13 protein-coding genes are annotated in these 16,038 nt (G+C 35.9%); 6 read left to right on the top strand and 7 right to left on the bottom strand.

The features are described 5' to 3' along the window. Positions 1–148: 148 nt before the first annotated feature. Genes RB618_RS05860 through RB618_RS05850 form a run of 3 tightly spaced genes read left to right on the top strand, consistent with a single transcriptional unit; the run spans position 149 to position 5,846 of the window. Entirely contained in the window at positions 149–1,294 is a 1,146-nt protein-coding gene (locus RB618_RS05860; RefSeq protein WP_111377688.1) for an efflux RND transporter periplasmic adaptor subunit, read from the top strand. An 18-nt stretch (positions 1,295–1,312) separates the two neighbouring features. Then, on the top strand, positions 1,313–4,486 hold the full coding sequence (locus RB618_RS05855) for a multidrug efflux RND transporter permease subunit (RefSeq protein WP_308067900.1): 3,174 nt from the start codon (positions 1,313–1,315) through the stop codon (positions 4,484–4,486). Beyond that, on the top strand, positions 4,479–5,846 hold the full coding sequence (locus tag RB618_RS05850; protein ID WP_308067899.1) for an efflux transporter outer membrane subunit: 1,368 nt from the start codon (positions 4,479–4,481) through the stop codon (positions 5,844–5,846). Before RB618_RS05855 ends, RB618_RS05850 begins: the two co-directional genes overlap by 8 nt. Before the next feature lie 124 nt (positions 5,847–5,970). Here the strand turns inward: RB618_RS05850 and RB618_RS05845 are convergent, their stop codons facing one another. From RB618_RS05845 to RB618_RS05820, 6 genes are all read right to left on the bottom strand, one after another. Beyond that, entirely contained in the window at positions 5,971–6,381 is a 411-nt protein-coding gene (locus RB618_RS05845; protein ID WP_111368202.1) for a BrxA/BrxB family bacilliredoxin, read from the bottom strand. Positions 6,382–6,534: 153 nt separating this feature from the next. Further along, positions 6,535–7,707, bottom strand: a complete 1,173-nt coding sequence (locus tag RB618_RS05840; RefSeq protein ID WP_308067898.1) for a lycopene cyclase family protein — start codon at positions 7,705–7,707, stop codon at positions 6,535–6,537. An 18-nt stretch (positions 7,708–7,725) separates the two neighbouring features. After that, positions 7,726–8,187: a thioredoxin fold domain-containing protein gene (locus RB618_RS05835; protein ID WP_308067897.1), complete on the bottom strand. Its 462-nt coding sequence runs from the start codon at positions 8,185–8,187 to the stop codon at positions 7,726–7,728. A gap of 286 nt (positions 8,188–8,473) precedes the next feature. Next, positions 8,474–10,726: a TonB-dependent receptor gene (locus RB618_RS05830; RefSeq protein ID WP_308067896.1), complete on the bottom strand. Its 2,253-nt coding sequence runs from the start codon at positions 10,724–10,726 to the stop codon at positions 8,474–8,476. 191 nt (positions 10,727–10,917) lie between these two features. Continuing rightward, positions 10,918–11,823, bottom strand: a complete 906-nt coding sequence (locus RB618_RS05825) for an NAD(P)/FAD-dependent oxidoreductase (RefSeq protein ID WP_308067895.1) — start codon at positions 11,821–11,823, stop codon at positions 10,918–10,920. A 10-nt stretch (positions 11,824–11,833) separates the two neighbouring features. Beyond that, on the bottom strand, positions 11,834–12,187 hold the full coding sequence (locus RB618_RS05820; protein ID WP_308067894.1) for a MerC domain-containing protein: 354 nt from the start codon (positions 12,185–12,187) through the stop codon (positions 11,834–11,836). Positions 12,188–12,280: 93 nt separating this feature from the next. Between RB618_RS05820 and RB618_RS05815 the strand changes: the two genes are divergently transcribed. The 3 genes from RB618_RS05815 to RB618_RS05805 all read left to right on the top strand — a co-directional run bounded on the left by RB618_RS05815 (position 12,281) and on the right by RB618_RS05805 (position 15,360). After that, positions 12,281–12,673, top strand: a complete 393-nt coding sequence (locus RB618_RS05815; RefSeq protein ID WP_308067893.1) for a transcriptional repressor — start codon at positions 12,281–12,283, stop codon at positions 12,671–12,673. 74 nt (positions 12,674–12,747) lie between these two features. After that, positions 12,748–14,616, top strand: coding sequence for an Nramp family divalent metal transporter (locus tag RB618_RS05810; RefSeq protein ID WP_308067892.1), 1,869 nt, complete (start codon positions 12,748–12,750; stop codon positions 14,614–14,616). Positions 14,617–14,706: 90 nt separating this feature from the next. Further along, positions 14,707–15,360 (top strand): metal-dependent transcriptional regulator, encoded by a 654-nt coding sequence (locus RB618_RS05805; RefSeq protein ID WP_308067891.1) that lies wholly within the window; start codon positions 14,707–14,709, stop codon positions 15,358–15,360. A gap of 221 nt (positions 15,361–15,581) precedes the next feature. On the opposite strand, the gene RB618_RS05800 is transcribed toward RB618_RS05805, so the two are convergent. After that, positions 15,582–15,980, bottom strand: coding sequence for a hypothetical protein (locus RB618_RS05800; RefSeq protein ID WP_308067890.1), 399 nt, complete (start codon positions 15,978–15,980; stop codon positions 15,582–15,584). Positions 15,981–16,038: the final 58 nt, after the last annotated feature.

Below are 16,038 nucleotides of genomic sequence, written 5' to 3'. Positions count from 1 at the left end.
TGATATACAGACATATAAAATTTTAACTAAAATTAACAAAATTCGTACAATATTTAATCATCTAAACAAAAAAACGCTAACTTAGCTATTGCACTTTATTGGTTTTTAGTCAGTTGTAATTAATGAATTTTATCTAAAGAATTTAACAATGAACAAAATCTATTCTTCAGCAATTTTATTAAGTTTCTTATTTTTTTCCTGCAAAAAAGAAACCCCGCCAGCGCCCAAACCTTTAGAAATTTCAGTTACTTCAGTTTTACAGCAAGATGTAGATTTAGAATCTGAATATACGGGGCAGACTTTTGGTCAATCTGATATACAAATTAACCCCCGAGTTGATGGTATTATCGAAAGTATGAATTTTAAAGAAGGAAGTTTTGTCAAGAAAGGACAGGTTCTTTATACAATTGATCCTTTACCATACAGAGCCAAACTTAACGAAGCTCAAGGTGTTGCCGCAGAATCGCAGGCGAGATTATCTAAAACCAAATCAGATTTGGACATGATTACTCCATTAGCCAAAATGAATGCGGTCAGCCAGCGAGAATTGGTTTCGGCAAAAGCAGCGTACAATGCTTCATTAGCGCAGATTAAAGCATCTGACGCTTCGGTTCAAAATGCTCAAATCGAATTGGGCTATTGCCAAATATTGGCACCAATTTCAGGATTAATTGGTATTTCTAAAGTCCGCGTTGGCGATTATGTAAGACCTGGCGCCATGTCTATTTTAAACACTATTTCTGATCTTGGTGATGTAAGAGTACGATTCACGATTAGTGAACAGGAATTTCTGCGTCTTTTTAGAGAGTTTAGCAAACCAAATTCTGCCTTAAAAGGCTCTGGCGCTACTGTAACTATAAAACTATCTGACGGTTCTATCTATCCAGAAAAAGGAAAAGTAAGTTTTGCCGACAGACAGATTGATCCTTCTACAGGAGCGATCACATTTGAAGCTACATTTCCTAATCCTGACAAATTACTGCGTCCGGGACAATATGTAAAAGTGGCATTGCTTACAGACATTCGCAAAGACGCAATTGTGATTCCGCAGCGCGCAGTCATTGAAGTTCAAGGAATCTATCAAGTATATGTAGTAGGCAATGATAACAAAGTACAAATGCAAATTGTAAAACCAGGCCCTTCTGTTAAAAACGGTTATATTATTGAAGAAGGACTAAAACCTGGCGACAAGATAGCCATGGGAGGTACTTCGTTATTGAAAAACGGAAGTGTCATTACCCCTAAAATCGTTCAATGGCAATTGGGCGATCCAGAAACTGTAGCTGCAAAGTAATCTAAATCACATACTATTATGGGAGAATTTTTCGTCCGAAGACCGATTGTTGCCATTGTTATTAGTATTATTATTGTGATACTTGGATTACTGGCATTACAAAAAACACCTATTTCACAATATCCGGATATTAATCCGCCAGTTGTAAAAATCACTACTTCTTTTACTGGAGCAAACGCGCTGAATGTAGAACAAGCAGTAGCTACTCCTATTGAGCAAAAAGTGAATGGTGTCGAAAATATGTTGTACATGAAATCGATCAATACTTCTGATGGTGCTTGTACCATCGAAGTAACTTTCGACGTAGGAACCAACCTGGACAACGCCAATATGCTTACGCAAAACAGACAAAACCAGTCTGCTCCCTTTATGCCTTCAAGCGTAAAACAACAGGGGGTTGTGGTAAAAAAGTCCCTTTCGTTCCCGATGATGCTTTTTACGATCACATCTACCAATCCGAAATATGATGCTAAATTTTTAAATAACTACGCAAGTATAAATGTTGTGGATCAGCTGGCTCGTATTAAAGGAGTTGGAGAGGTTGCTCTTTTTGGAGGTAGTGATTACTCGATGCGTATTTGGTTAAAAGCTGATGTGATGAGTAAACTCGGTGTAACCGTTGAAGATGTCAAAAATGCACTGAATGCACAAAATATGATCAGTCCAGGAGGAAAATTTGGAGCTGAACCAGCACCTCCTAATACTGAATTCACCTACGGTGTAACACTTCAAGACCGATTGGTAACTGAAAAAGAATTTGGAAATATCGTAGTTCGAAGCAAAGAAGATGGAGCGCAGGTTTTACTTGCCGATATTGCCCGAATCGAATTAGGAACTGAAAATTACAGTTCAACAGCTAGAAGAAATAGTTCGCCAAGTGCAGTTGTTGCTTTATACCAAATGCCAGGAAGTAATGCTCTTGATGTGGCAGAAACTGCAAAAGCAACGATGAAAGAATTGTCTGAGAGATTCCCGCAAGACATTGTATACCAAGAATCTTTGGATACTACACTTGCCATTACCGCAGGGGTTGATGATATTGTTCACACTCTTTTTGAGGCTATTATATTGGTTATTTTGGTGGTATTTATATTCCTGCAAAACTGGCGCGCGACCTTAATTCCGTTAATTACAGTTCCAGTTTCGCTGATAGGTACTATTGCCGTTTTCCCAATGCTGGGATTTTCGATTAATACCCTTTCGCTTTTAGGATTAGTATTGGCAATTGGTATTGTAGTCGATGATGCAATTGTGGTTGTAGAAGCCGTAATACACCATATCGAACACGGAAAAACTCCTAAAGAGGCAACTGTTCAAGCAATGAAAGAGGTTTCGGGACCAGTAATTGCCATTGCATTAATTCTATGTGCCGTTTTTATACCAGTAGCTATGACTCCCGGAATTACCGGTCGTTTTTATCAGCAATTTGCCATAACCATTGCCGTCTCGGTCGCCTTTTCGGCATTTAGTGCTTTGTCTTTAAGTCCGGCACTTTGTGCTATGCTTTTAAAACCAACAAAACCTCTCGATCAGCAAAAAGGATGGCTTGCCAAATTCTTCTCTTGGTTTAATAGAGTTTTCGAAAATGTTACAGGAAAATATATTGGTGGAGCAACATTCTTTGCCAAGAAAGCAATGCGTATTGTTGTTTTACTGGCTGTCATATTGGTTTCCATTGTTCTTTTGGGCAAAAAGATTCCGTTAGGATTTATTCCTGAAGAAGATCAAGGTTATGTTTTGGTAAATATTGCCTTGCCTCCTGCTTCATCATTGCAGCGTACCGATGAAATATCTAAAAAAGTAGACAGTTTCCTTAAAGAAGAAAAATCGATTCTGTCTTATACCACGATAAACGGATTTAGTATGCTTACAAACTCTTATCAGCCTAATAACGCTTTCATCTTTATTTCCTTGAAACCTTGGGAAGAAAGAGCTGAAACGGCAAAACAGTTTGTAGACCGATTCAATAAAAAACTGGCCACTCAAATTACGACTGCGACTTGTTTTTCATTTGGTCCACCCGCCATTCAAGGTTTGGGTGCCTCTGCAGGATTTAGTTTAATGCTGCAAGATCGTGGAGGAAATACGCCGCAATATTTAGCAGAACAGACACAAAAATTTATTGCCGCGGCACAGCAGCGCCCTGAAATAAAACGAATTTATACCACTTTTAATGCTGGTACTCCACAAATTAAACTGGATATCGACAACGACAAGGCAATGAAATTAGGAATACCTGTTTCTAAAGTAACCGAAGCGCTTGGAGCCTTTTTGGGAGGAAGTTATGTAAATGACTTTAACCGTTTCGGACGCCAATATAAAGTTTATGTGCAAGGAGAAGCCGTCAATCGTGTTAAACCCGAAGACCTAAACATGATTTATGTCAAAAACAATAAAGGCGACATGCTCCCAGTTTCGACATTAGTTACCGCAACTAAAGTTTCAGGTCCCGATTTTACGAATCGTTTAAATTTATTCCGATCTGCTGAAATTGGAGGAAGTCCAAACGATGGTTATAGTAGTGCGCAGGCTTTAACTGCATTGGAGGAAGTCGCCAAGGAGACTTTGCCTGCAGACATGAGTTACGATTACATCAACTTATCGTATCAGGAAAAACATTCGCCTGGAGGATCTTCGGTATTCATTATGGCATTAGTCTTTGTGTTCTTAATCCTAGCCGCACAATACGAAAGCTGGAAACTACCATTTAGCGTATTGCTTGGAGCTCCTTTTGCCGTATTTGGAGCGTTTTTAGGGCTCCTTTTGGCAAGATTTGGAAGTGACGCTTATGTCAACAACGTTTTTGCGCAAATCGGACTCGTTTTACTTATCGGATTAGTGGCGAAAAATGCCATTCTGATCGTTGAGTTTGCCAAAGAAGAATATGAAAAAGGAAAACCTCTTTACGAATCGGCAATGTATGCGGCAAGACTTCGTTTCCGTCCGATCTTGATGACTGCTTTTGCTTTCATTCTTGGAGTTGTTCCGTTACTGACCGCTACAGGTGCAGGTTCTCAAGCTCGTATTGTAATGGGAATGGCTGTATTTAGCGGTATGTTGATCGCCACCGTTTTAGGGGTATTAATTGTACCAGGTCTATTTGTTATGATTGAAAAAATTGGACATAAAAAAGAAGAAACAATCGTAGCAGGAGAAAACAATGTAGAATCAAATACTACAGACCATGAGTAAGAAATATAAAATAATCGTTATTGTATTGGTTCTTTCCTTTATTCCGGTAGGATGTATGGTTGGACCAAAATATAAAAAACCTGAGCAGTTAAAATCAGATTCTTATAGAAACGAAAGAAATTTAGACAGTCTCGCTTCGGTAACCAATTTAAAATGGTTTGATTTGTTTAATGATGATGTTTTAAAAGGTCTTATCCAAAAAGGTCTTGAGAACAATTACGATTTAAAAATTGCGGTTTCAAGAATTGAGCAGTTTCGTGCCCAATTAGGCTATACCAAAGCCGATTTATTTCCTAGCATTCAATATGGAGCTACTATAAACAGCAACGAAAAGTATATTACTCCTTCAACAGCAGGAGCCAGCATGTCTTGGGAACTTGATTTTTGGGGAAAATTTCGCCATGAAAATAATGCTGTTAAAAATGAACTTCTTGCTACAGAAGAAGCTCGTAAAGTAATATTGTCTGATATCGTAGCCAATATTGCAATAGCGTACTTTCAGATGCGAAATTTTGATGATCAGCTGGAAATTACCAAACACACTCTTGAAACCAGAGAAAAGTACTATCAAATCATAAGCGAAAGATTTGAGAAAGGGTATATCTCTGAAGTTGATAAAGTACAGATTGAACAGCAGGTTGCCATTGCTGAAGCTGCAATTCCTAACATTGAAAGGCAAATAACATATCAGGAAAATGCAATTGCAATACTTACGGGTCAGCTTCCTACTGAAATTCCGAGAGGAAAAAGCAATACCGAATTGCAGATTGTAAGTAAGATTCCATTGTCAATTCCGTCTGCCTTATTAGAAAACAGACCCGATGTAAAAGCGGCTGAATTAAGATATGCTGCCGCCAACGAAAGAATTGGTGTCGCTCAGGCAATGCGTTTTCCATCTATTAATCTAGCTGCCATTGCAGGATTTGCCAGCGCCGATTTGAGTAATCTCTTTTTAGGAAGTTCTTATATGCAAAATGCTTCTGGTGGAATTGCAGGGCCAATATTTGCATTCGGAAAAAACAAAAGAAGAGTTGAAATAAACAGACAACAGGCAGAACAGTTCAAATTTCTTTATCAACAAAAATATATTGATGCTGTCTCTGAAGTAGAACAATCTATACAAAACGTCAGAACTTATCAAGAAGAATGGAAAGCACGCAACAGACAAGTTCAGGCCGCTTTAATAAACTACAAATTATCTCATGAAAGATATGACAGCGGTTACGTTTCTTACTTAGAAGTTTTAGATGTAGAAACCAACCTTTTCAATGCACAACTAAGTCTAGCACAATTATCAGAAAGACAATTGAGTTCAATGATTGAATTGTACAAAGCACTTGGCGGGGGATGGAATCTTTGATTTTTGAGGTACAAAGGTTCAAAGTTTTATACCCTAATCAATAAAAACAAAAAGCACCAAATATGGTGCTTTTTGTTTTTTAATCTTTGTACCTCTGTACCTTTGCTTCTTTGAACCTTACGAATTAACAAAACTCGTTAAACGCATCCTGTAAATTCTCAGCAATTAATTCAGCTGGGCGTCCTTCAATGTGGTGACGCTCTAACATGTGAACCAATTCTCCGTTTTTAAACAAAGCCATAGATGGCGAAGATGGAGGAAATGGAAACATATGTTGTCTTGCAGCATCAACAGCTTCTTTGTCTACACCTGCAAAAACAGTGATTAAATGATCTGGTTTTTTAGCATTATCCAAACTCATTTTTGCTCCCGGGCGTGCATTTCTTGCAGCGCACCCGCAAACAGAGTTTACAACAACTAAAGTGGTACCTTCAGCTTTGATCGCATTTTCAACAGCTTCAGCACTATGTAAGTCTTGAAAACCAGCAGCTGTTAATTCAGCCTCCATTGGTTTTACCATTTCTAGTGGATACATATTTTTTGTCTTTTAAATTGTACTTTTTGAACTGCAAAGTTACAAAGTTTACTCGCAACTAGTTACTTTGAAGTATAAAGTTTTGTTATAGTTCAATTGATTTACTCGAAAGTTGAAAAGTCGTAAAGTTGAAAACCTAAATTCTGTCTGTTTTTATTTAAAAACAAATCTAAAGAAAGCCTTTATAAATGGCACTTTCGGGCATTTTAGGATCACTTGAAGATCTTCAAAAAGATTCGTTTCTTCGTCCAAAAACTTAAAAATCAGTTCAGGATTTCCTTTTTTAAACAAAGAAGAAAAAATAGAACTTCCTAATTCATTATTTTTATAGAGAATATCTAAAAGCAGTAAATCATAAAACCAAAACCTGCTTTTATTATAAAACGATGTCATGCTGAGCGGAGTCGAAGCATTTTTCTCTTCAAGGAATTCAATCAATTTCGAAGATTTTTTGTCTGAGTTTTTAAATGTATAACCCGTACTCGCTTTTGTCCAGCCGCCAGCCGTGCCAATATTCAGTACTCGTTTGGTGTTTTTTTTCCAGAAAGGATAACACGTCATTGGAATGTTTCCCTGCTCCTTTTCAAGAATTTCACATTGTTCGATTCCGAGGTTTTTCAAATAAATTTTAATCTCGTTTTCATATTCTTCTTTCAGGAGAAGTTTTTCTGAAAACAAAGTATATTCAACCAAAGCTTCTGTTTTTGAAGTTGGCAAAACATACATAAATCTTGTGTTTCCTTTTTGTTCCACCGAAAAATCCATAAAAGTCACTTCTTCGGGATTGAAAACCTCTTCTTGAGTTTTTACAAACCAGCCCACAAAATGTTGTTGCAAAACAGGATATCGGTTTTGCCTTTCGGCGAAAGCCTTAGTATAAATGCTATTAAAAAGATAATTACAGGTATATCGATTCTCTTCTGTCCCAACAAAAACGTGAGTTTCCAATTCGTTTATATCGGTTACTTTTTCGTTTAAAAAAGTAATATTCGATTGTTTCGAAATAGCGTCAAAAACAAAATCATAAAAATCTAAACCCTTGATTTTATTGTATGAATAAGGTTTTAAGTCCAAATCGCGTCTGAAATTCTCGTTCGCAAAAAAAGCCAAATCCCATTTTTTTGAAATAATCGAATTCCAAACGCTTTCTTCTTTTTCCCAAAAACACCAAGTTCTGTCATTGATTTTCTTCAAATCCTGATCAAGAAGTAAAATTGACTTATTAGAAAATTTTCCAGACAAAATCATTTTATAAACCGTCATCAGAGATGCGAGTCCAGTTCCAGTAAAAATGTAGTCGAAATGTGGGATTTGCGAAGAATTCATTCCCAAAAATAAGAAAATTTATTTTTCAAGATTCTCTAAAAGAGTTTTAAAATCTTTTGTACCCAAATAGATATTGTACTGAAAAATGATTTCGTTTTTCTCATTTAAAACGCACAAAGTCGGATACGCGATTTGATTATTAATTGTTCCCAGCTGCAATGCCAGTTCGTGAACTCCGACATTATTTCCAGAAGGCCGATATTTGAAAGTATGATTAGCAAAAGTAATATCTCGTCTTTCTTCTGCATTGAAGTCAATAAAATAGAAATCGGAATTTAGTTTTTCTATAATTTCTGGATCTTTAAAAGTTGTGGCTTTCATTCGCTGGCAAAACTGACACCAATCGGTATGAATGAAAACAACCATTTTCCGTTTTTGAATTTGCTGTAAGCTGTCTACTTCTTCAAAAGTTCTGCTTTTTAATTGGCAGAAACCTGTTGAAGTTATTCCGAAGAAAATTAAGAGAAACAGCTTTTTCATTTTTTTGTTTTTTTTGCCACAGATTAAAAGGATTAGAAAAGATTTTTTCACTTCTTTTGTCTCCCTGAGCGAAGTCGAAGGGCGCTTCAATTGGAATGGGGCTTCGACTTCGCTCAGCCTGACAGAGAAAAACAATCTTTCTAAAATTTTAACACATAGAAACATAGATTTCTTTTCTTTTAAAGATTACAAAAGAAGCTAGCTTCCACACATAGCTATGTGAATTGATACAAGTGAAACACCTTTTTACACAAAGTTACACTATGTTTCTATGTGTTTAAAAAAATCACCTAAAAGTATATCGCAATCCCAAAAATCCGCGAATTGTTTGGTTCTGTCCGTAAACGTAAGTCGTATCAAATGTCAAACCATAAGGATTATCAGGTGTTACCAATACTTTTCCTGCCGAATCGTATTGCACATTTTTATCAAAAGGATCATTCGTTCTCGAAATCAAAAACGGATTATTTTGCATTGGTGTAAAGTTCAGCAAATTCTTGATTCCACCATAAATTTCAAAATCTTTCCATCCTGAATAAGTAAACTGAATGTTCTGAATACTATACCAAGGCGAATTCGGGTTTCTCGGATCGGTCTCGCTCAGCAAAGGCAATTTCATCGGACTGTAAACATTACCTGTATAATCCATTGACAAATTCCAAGGCTGAATTTTGTATGAAACACTCCATGTTGCAGTGAAATTCTCCGTCAAAAAAGGCCTTTCTGAAATACCATTTTCCACATTTTTATTGTCTAAAACCGTTGCTCCAACAATAAATTTTAATCCCGAAGGAAAATTAAGATCAACATTTGTACTGATCCCTTGACTTATCGCATAACCATCAATATTGTCGTAGATAATTTCGTTTGGATTGGTTTCATAATCTGAAATGATTTTATTGCTGAATCTCGTATAAAAAGCAGTCGTTTCAATTCCCATAAAGGTTCCGTTTCCGAAATTGATTTTCTGAATGTAGTTTAAATTCACATTTACAGATTGTTCGGGTTTCAAATCATTTTTAATAATAACATCTCTAGAACCCGTCAAGGCCGCATGATCTTCTGTAAATAAATTCACAACACGAAACCCAGTTCCGGCATTTAATCTAAAAATGGTATTTTCATTGGCCTTGAATCTATAAGCAAATCTTGGAGTGAAAATAGATCCGTGAATCGAATTGTAATCGTAACGCATTCCTAACAAAACCTGGCTTTTAGGAGAAAATGTAATTTCGTCTTGAACAAAAATTCCAGGAAGCCAAGTGTTTTCAGCTTCTTTTGTTGCGGGCGTATTATCGTCATAGTATGTGTATCGGCTTGCAATTCCTGCAAGCAAATCATTTCGTCCGATCTTTTTATCCCAAGTCAGCTGTAAAAATCCAATTTTCTGATTGGCGATATAAGAGGTTGTTCCATAACGACTATCTTGATAATGGACATTTCCAGAAAACGAAAGCATCAATTTTTCTTCAAACGGCAATTGATAACTTCCAATTAATTCGGCTCTTTTAGTATAAATACTTTCGCCGTAAATCTCGTCACCACCTCTGTATTTTTTCTCCCAACGAATGTCTCCGCCCCAACGATCTTCATACATTCCGCGCATAGCAATGGTAAAAAGACGATTTTGATTTCGTTGAAAACTCCATTTGTTAAAAATCGAAATTCGTTCAGAAAGCGTTACATCAGTAAAATTGTCTTTGTCTTTATCAATAACCTGATCATAGTTGAAGTAATTAATTCCGATAAGTGAAGTCGCTTTTCTTCCAACATTAAATTTTGTTCCCAAATCAAGATTGCTTTCAAAATAAGAAGTCGTAAAATAATCGGCTGAAAAAGTCGGTGCATTAGTCGGGTTTTTAGTAATGATATTGATTAAACCTCCAACGGCTTCACTTCCGTAAAGAGACGAAGCTGGGCCTTTTACAATTTCTATTCTTTCTACCAAAGAATTTGGAATTCCAGACAAGCCATAAACCGTCGAAAGACTGCTCACAATTGGCATTCCGTCAATCATAACCAAAGTATAAGGACCTTCTAGTCCGTTTATATGAATGTCGCCAGTATTACAAACGCCACAATTAAGTTGCGGACGAACACCATTTATGTTTTGAAGGGCATCGTAAATACTAGGAGTTGGATTTTTTTTGAAGAAAACAGGCGAATAAACCTCAACCGGAACAGCGCTTTCTAATCTTTTTACAGGTTTTAAGGTTCCAGAAACAACCACTTCGTTCAATTCATTTTGATCTTCTTCTAATTCAAAATCTAAATTCAAATTTTCATTTTCTAAAACTGAAATTCTTTGAGTTATTGATCTGAATCCTGTTGAAGTTACATTTATTTTATAAGTTCCGTTTGGAATATTTTCTAATTGATAAAATCCTAAAGAATCGGCTTGTGTTTTAAAGTTTGTATTTAACAAACGAATGGTAATTTCTTGATCAATAGGAAGTATACTTTCTACTTTTCCAGAGATATTTTGAGAAAAAGTGTTTTTCGTTGAAATTAGCAATATTACCAAAAATAAATATTTCATTATCATAAAATTAAATTTAGACAAATCTAAAAATTAAATTTGACAAATAATTATTCTTAGTTTAAAAAATTTAAACTGATTTAATTCAAGATGTTAGATTCTTATAAACCACATAAGTTGTATAAGTTAATTTAAGTTAGAGCTAAAATGAACTTATACAACTTATATGGTTTAACATTCTTTTCTATTGACTAAAAATCTTCTTCAATAAGTTCTTTGTTGATTACCGCTCCTGCGAACGAGCCCGTAGAAACCGCAATGGCCACAGATCGCATTTGCGTTGTACAATCTCCGCTAGCAAAAACGCCTTTGATATTTGTTTTTTGCATCGCATCTACTTTCAGTAATCCTTGTTCGCTAATATCACATCCCAAAATTTCAGGTATTGGACAGTGCTGTTCAAAAGGTGGTCTGGAATAAATCGCTTTAACCTCCACTTTTTCACCGTTCTTAAAAATGATGTTTTTAATATAACCTTGATTATGCTCAAAAGAATCGATTTCTTCTTCAAAGATCTGAACACCATGATTTTTAAGATTTTGTGTTTGTTCTGAAGTCAATTCCGATTTTCCGTTGGTACACAATCTCAAGTCTTTTGTCCAATTAGAAATTAGTTTAGCAAATTCAAATCCCATTTCTCCATTGGCAATAATAGCCGTTTTTTCATTTTTGACTTCATAACCATGACAATACGGACAATGTAAAACCGAAATTCCCCAACATTCTGCAAATCCTTTAATTTCAGGAAGCAGGTCTTTAACTCCCGTTGCAAACAATACTTTTCTTGAAGTAAAAACAGCTCCAGATTCGGTTGTGATTTCAAAACCGTTTTCTGTTTTAAGCGCTTTCACGGCAAGTCCGTTATAAAATTGAACTGTTTTATAAATATCAACTTGCAGCTTGGCTTTCGCCGAAATGACTGCTGGCTTTTCACCATCTTGCGTAATGAAATTATGAGAATGTGGTGTTTGTCTGTTGCAAGGCAAACCGCTGTCGATAACCAAAACCCGACGCAAGGAGCGCCCTAAACTCATTGCTGCAGACAATCCGCTGTAACTGCCGCCAATGATAATCACTTCAAAATGCTTCTGTTCCATATTTCTATTTTTAATGATTTTGTTTCCTATGTAATTTATAATTGATTAAATGTCCGATAATCATTCCAATTCCTCCAAAATAGATCAGATCCAGATGAATATCTAATAAAAGTTCGGTCAAAACACTAATCCAAATCAACGCCATTGAAACAACCAAAATTGATGATACCAAAAGAGCTGATTTTTTTATAATTTTGAGAATTGCAAATAGACCTATCGAAGCAAATAGTAAATCTATAAACGGATTGTGACTCAACCCCAAAGGAAGGATCGTTAAAAGAGGAAAAATCAAACAATGAACCAGACAAATGGTCGCGCTCGAAATTCCTAAAATATCATAAAAAGGTGTGCTTATTTTCTTCATTATGTGTACTTTTGCTTAATGCAATTTTGTTGCAAATATATACAATTTTATCAATTGCAACATTGTTGCGTTTAATTTTTAATTTCATAAAAAATGAAAACTACACGTAATACCGCAGCAAAGACGGCTGTTTTAGAGGTGTTTGAAAAATCTAAGACTGCTCTTTCGCATACCGAAATTCACAAACAATTAAATGATTTGTGCGACCGCGTTACCATTTACCGAATTCTAGACCGATTAATTAATGAAGATATTATTCATAAAATTTCGAATTTGGATGGAACGGTAAAGTACGCCAAATGCAATCATTCACATCAGCGCGTACACATTCATAACCATGCTCATTTTAGCTGCGAGAATTGTCATGAGATAACTTGTCTTGAAACTGTAAAACCAAGTTACATTATGCCGCATAATTATAAAGTAAATGAGATCAATTTTACATTGTCAGGATTGTGTCCGAATTGTTTAAATTCTAACATTTAACTTTTAGACTTGTCTAAAAATATTGTTTCGCGAACATAATTTTTCTATATATTTGTGAAAACAATACTTTTACAATGACTAAATCTTTAGAAGAAGTCCACGAATCGGTTTCGACCGAAAACAAAAAAAAAGGTTTTAGAAAAATTTTAGCCTTCTTAGGCCCTGCATATTTAGTAAGCGTTGGCTACATGGATCCGGGAAACTGGGCAACTGACATTGCCGGAGGAAGCCAATTTGGATACACTTTAGTTTGGGTTTTATTAATGAGTAACTTAATGGCTTTGCTATTGCAGAGTTTAAGTGCTCGCCTCGGAATTGTAACACAGCGTGATCTTGCACAGGCCTCTCGAGAGACTTATCCCAAATACATCAACTACATTTTATATTTTCTTGCCGAAATTGCCATTGCGGCTTGCGATCTGGCAGAAGTTCTTGGAATGGCAATCGGGATTAATCTGCTTTTCGGAATTCCGTTACTCGAAGCCGTTTTAATTACCGTTTTAGACACCTTTTTACTGCTTTTCCTGATCAATAAAGGAATTCGCAAGATGGAAGCCTTTATCATAGCATTAGTAGCGATAATTGGCTTCTCTTTTATTTTCGAAATGATTTTTGCAGAACCAGAAGTTCACAAGGTTCTAGCAGGGCTTATTCCTTCTATTCCAAATTCAGCTGCTTTGTATATTGCCATCGGAATTATTGGAGCAACGGTAATGCCACATAATTTGTATCTGCATTCGTCTTTAGTGCAAACCAGAAAATTTGACAGAACTCCAGCAGGAATTAAACAGGCTTTAAAATACAATTTAATCGATTCTACGATTGCTTTAAATCTTGCTTTCTTTGTAAATGCAGCCATTTTAATTCTAGCGGCGGCTACTTTCCATAAAAATGGAATGTTTGAAGTTGCCGAAATTCAAGATGCACATCAATTTCTTGAACCCCTGTTGGGTACTAAATGGGCGCCAATATTATTTGCCGTAGCCTTGATAGCTGCTGGGCAAAGTTCGACTGTAACAGGAACTCTTGCCGGACAAATTGTAATGGAAGGTTATCTGCATCTTAGAATTCAGCCTTGGGTGCGTAGAATTATAACTCGCTTGATTGCCATTATTCCAGCCGTAATTGTGATTTTAATTTATGGCGAAAGTGTGACAGGAAAACTTTTAATTCTGAGTCAGGTAATTTTAAGTTTACAGCTCGGATTTGCCATTATTCCGCTCATTCATTTTGTGAGTGATAAATCTAAAATGAATGGTTTTCATATTTCGAGAACCACTCAGGTCGTTTCTTGGATTATCGCATCTATCATTGTTTCGTTGAATGCTAAATTGGTTTATGACGAAATCAGTTCTTGGCTAGAAAGTTCCAAGCACCCAATGGTTCTTTGGTTTACGGTTGTTCCACTCGCTTTCGGATTCTTAGCTTTGTTATTATACATTGTTTTCAAACCTTTTATTGCCAAATTCAAAGCAAAAACCATCAATCATTCACCGCACAATCTAAAACTTCATTTTGCCCAAAAGAAAACTCATGAAGTAAAAAACATTGCCATTTCTGTTGATTTTTCAAATGCCGATGAAGCGGCCCTGAATCACGCTTTCGAATTGGGAGGCATAGATGCCAAATACACTCTTATTCATATTGTAGAAACTGTTGGGGCTTTAATGTATGGAACACACATTCACGATCACGAAACCACGATTGACGAAAAATTGCTGTTAGAATATAAAAAAATGCTTTCGGAGAAAGGATTTAGCATTGAAACAGAACTTGGTTTCGGAAAACCAAACAAAACAATTCCAGAAATCATCAATAGTGGTACTTTTGACATTCTCGTAATGGGAACCCACGGCCACACTGGCTTAAAAGATATTCTTTTCGGTACAACAGTAGATAAATTGAGACATAAAATTTCGATACCTTTGTTGATTGTTAAATGAAGTGGCAAAGGTTCAGAGTTACAAAGGGACAAAGGTTTTCTACTTTGAACCTTTGTCCCTTTGCACCTTTGTCACTCAAAAAGAAAAAAAATGACCTTTTCAGAAGAGAACTACTTAAAATCGATCTATCATCTAACGGCAGCTTTGGAAACTGAAGTTAGTACGAACGCTATTGCAGAAATTATGGAAACAAAAGCTTCCTCTGTAACCGATATGCTTAAAAAGCTGGCAGAGAAAGATTTGGTTAATTATAAAAAATACCAAGGAGTTTCTTTGACTGAAAACGGAAAACTAGCTGCCAAAATGATTGTGAGAAAACATCGTCTTTGGGAAGTGTTTCTGGTTGAAAAACTAAACTTCAGCTGGGATGAGGTTCATGATATCGCTGAACAATTAGAACATATAAAATCAGAACAATTAATTAACCGTTTGGATGATTTTCTTGGAAATCCGACGGAAGATCCGCACGGAGACCCGATTCCGGATGCGAATGGAAGAATTATCAAAATTGAAAAACATTTGCTTTCCGAGTTATCAGAAAATCAAACAGGAGTTTGTGTTGGCGTAAAAGACACTTCATCAGAGTTTTTGAAATATCTCGATAAACAAGAAATTGCTTTGGGTTCTAAAATTGAATTTCTTTCTAAAGAATCCTTCGATTTATCGGTAAAAATTAAGGTAAATGGGAATGAGTTATCTATTTCTAATAAAATTGCCTCTAATTTGTTTGTGAAGTTGGTTTAGGTGGTGTTTCATGGAAATACACGAAGACTTTTTAGCTTCTTGATGAGAACAAATAATTCAAAAACACATAATATTGTCATTTCAACGAATGAGAAATGACAAACTAGCCAAAAAACTTACTTTTGAGAGCCGGATTCCTAGCCCCGATAGTAGTGAAAATCCTTTTGTGGCGGGGTTCGCCACAAAAGATTGAAACGGATAGCGGGATTAGCTCCTAAAAACTAAACAATCCCTTTCTCAATCATTTCTAACATAACCGGCGAAGCATTTTTAAACGTTGGTGGCTGCTCAATAATACTTCCTGCGTTCTTTTTATTTACTTTAAACGTAACATCATCGTCAGTTGTGAATAAAAGCGCAGTTAAAAAAGGATTTTTAATGTGAGTGCCTAAAATTAATAAGGCTTCATCTAAAGTATGAATGCTTTCAATTTCTTCTGTTTTATATCTAAAAGTCAGAGAAATTGAAAATGTATTATCTTCATTGAGAACCAATCTGAAATACACATTTTTAAGTTCGGTATCGCCCATGGTTTTGGCCAAAGTCAGTTTTGCGAAAGTTCCGCTTTGGATGCTTTCTTTAACTCGTTCACAAAAAAGGGCAAATATTGGTTCGTACATTTTTTTTAAGTTGCTAAGGTTGTGAGATGCTGAGGTTCTAAGGTTTTATAATCTTTGT

Source organism: Flavobacterium sp. LHD-85, from assembly GCF_030929595.1.
GTDB lineage: Bacteria > Bacteroidota > Bacteroidia > Flavobacteriales > Flavobacteriaceae > Flavobacterium.
Note: the sequence above shows the minus strand (reverse complement) of the source record. Positions and strands in the feature narration are given on the sequence as shown.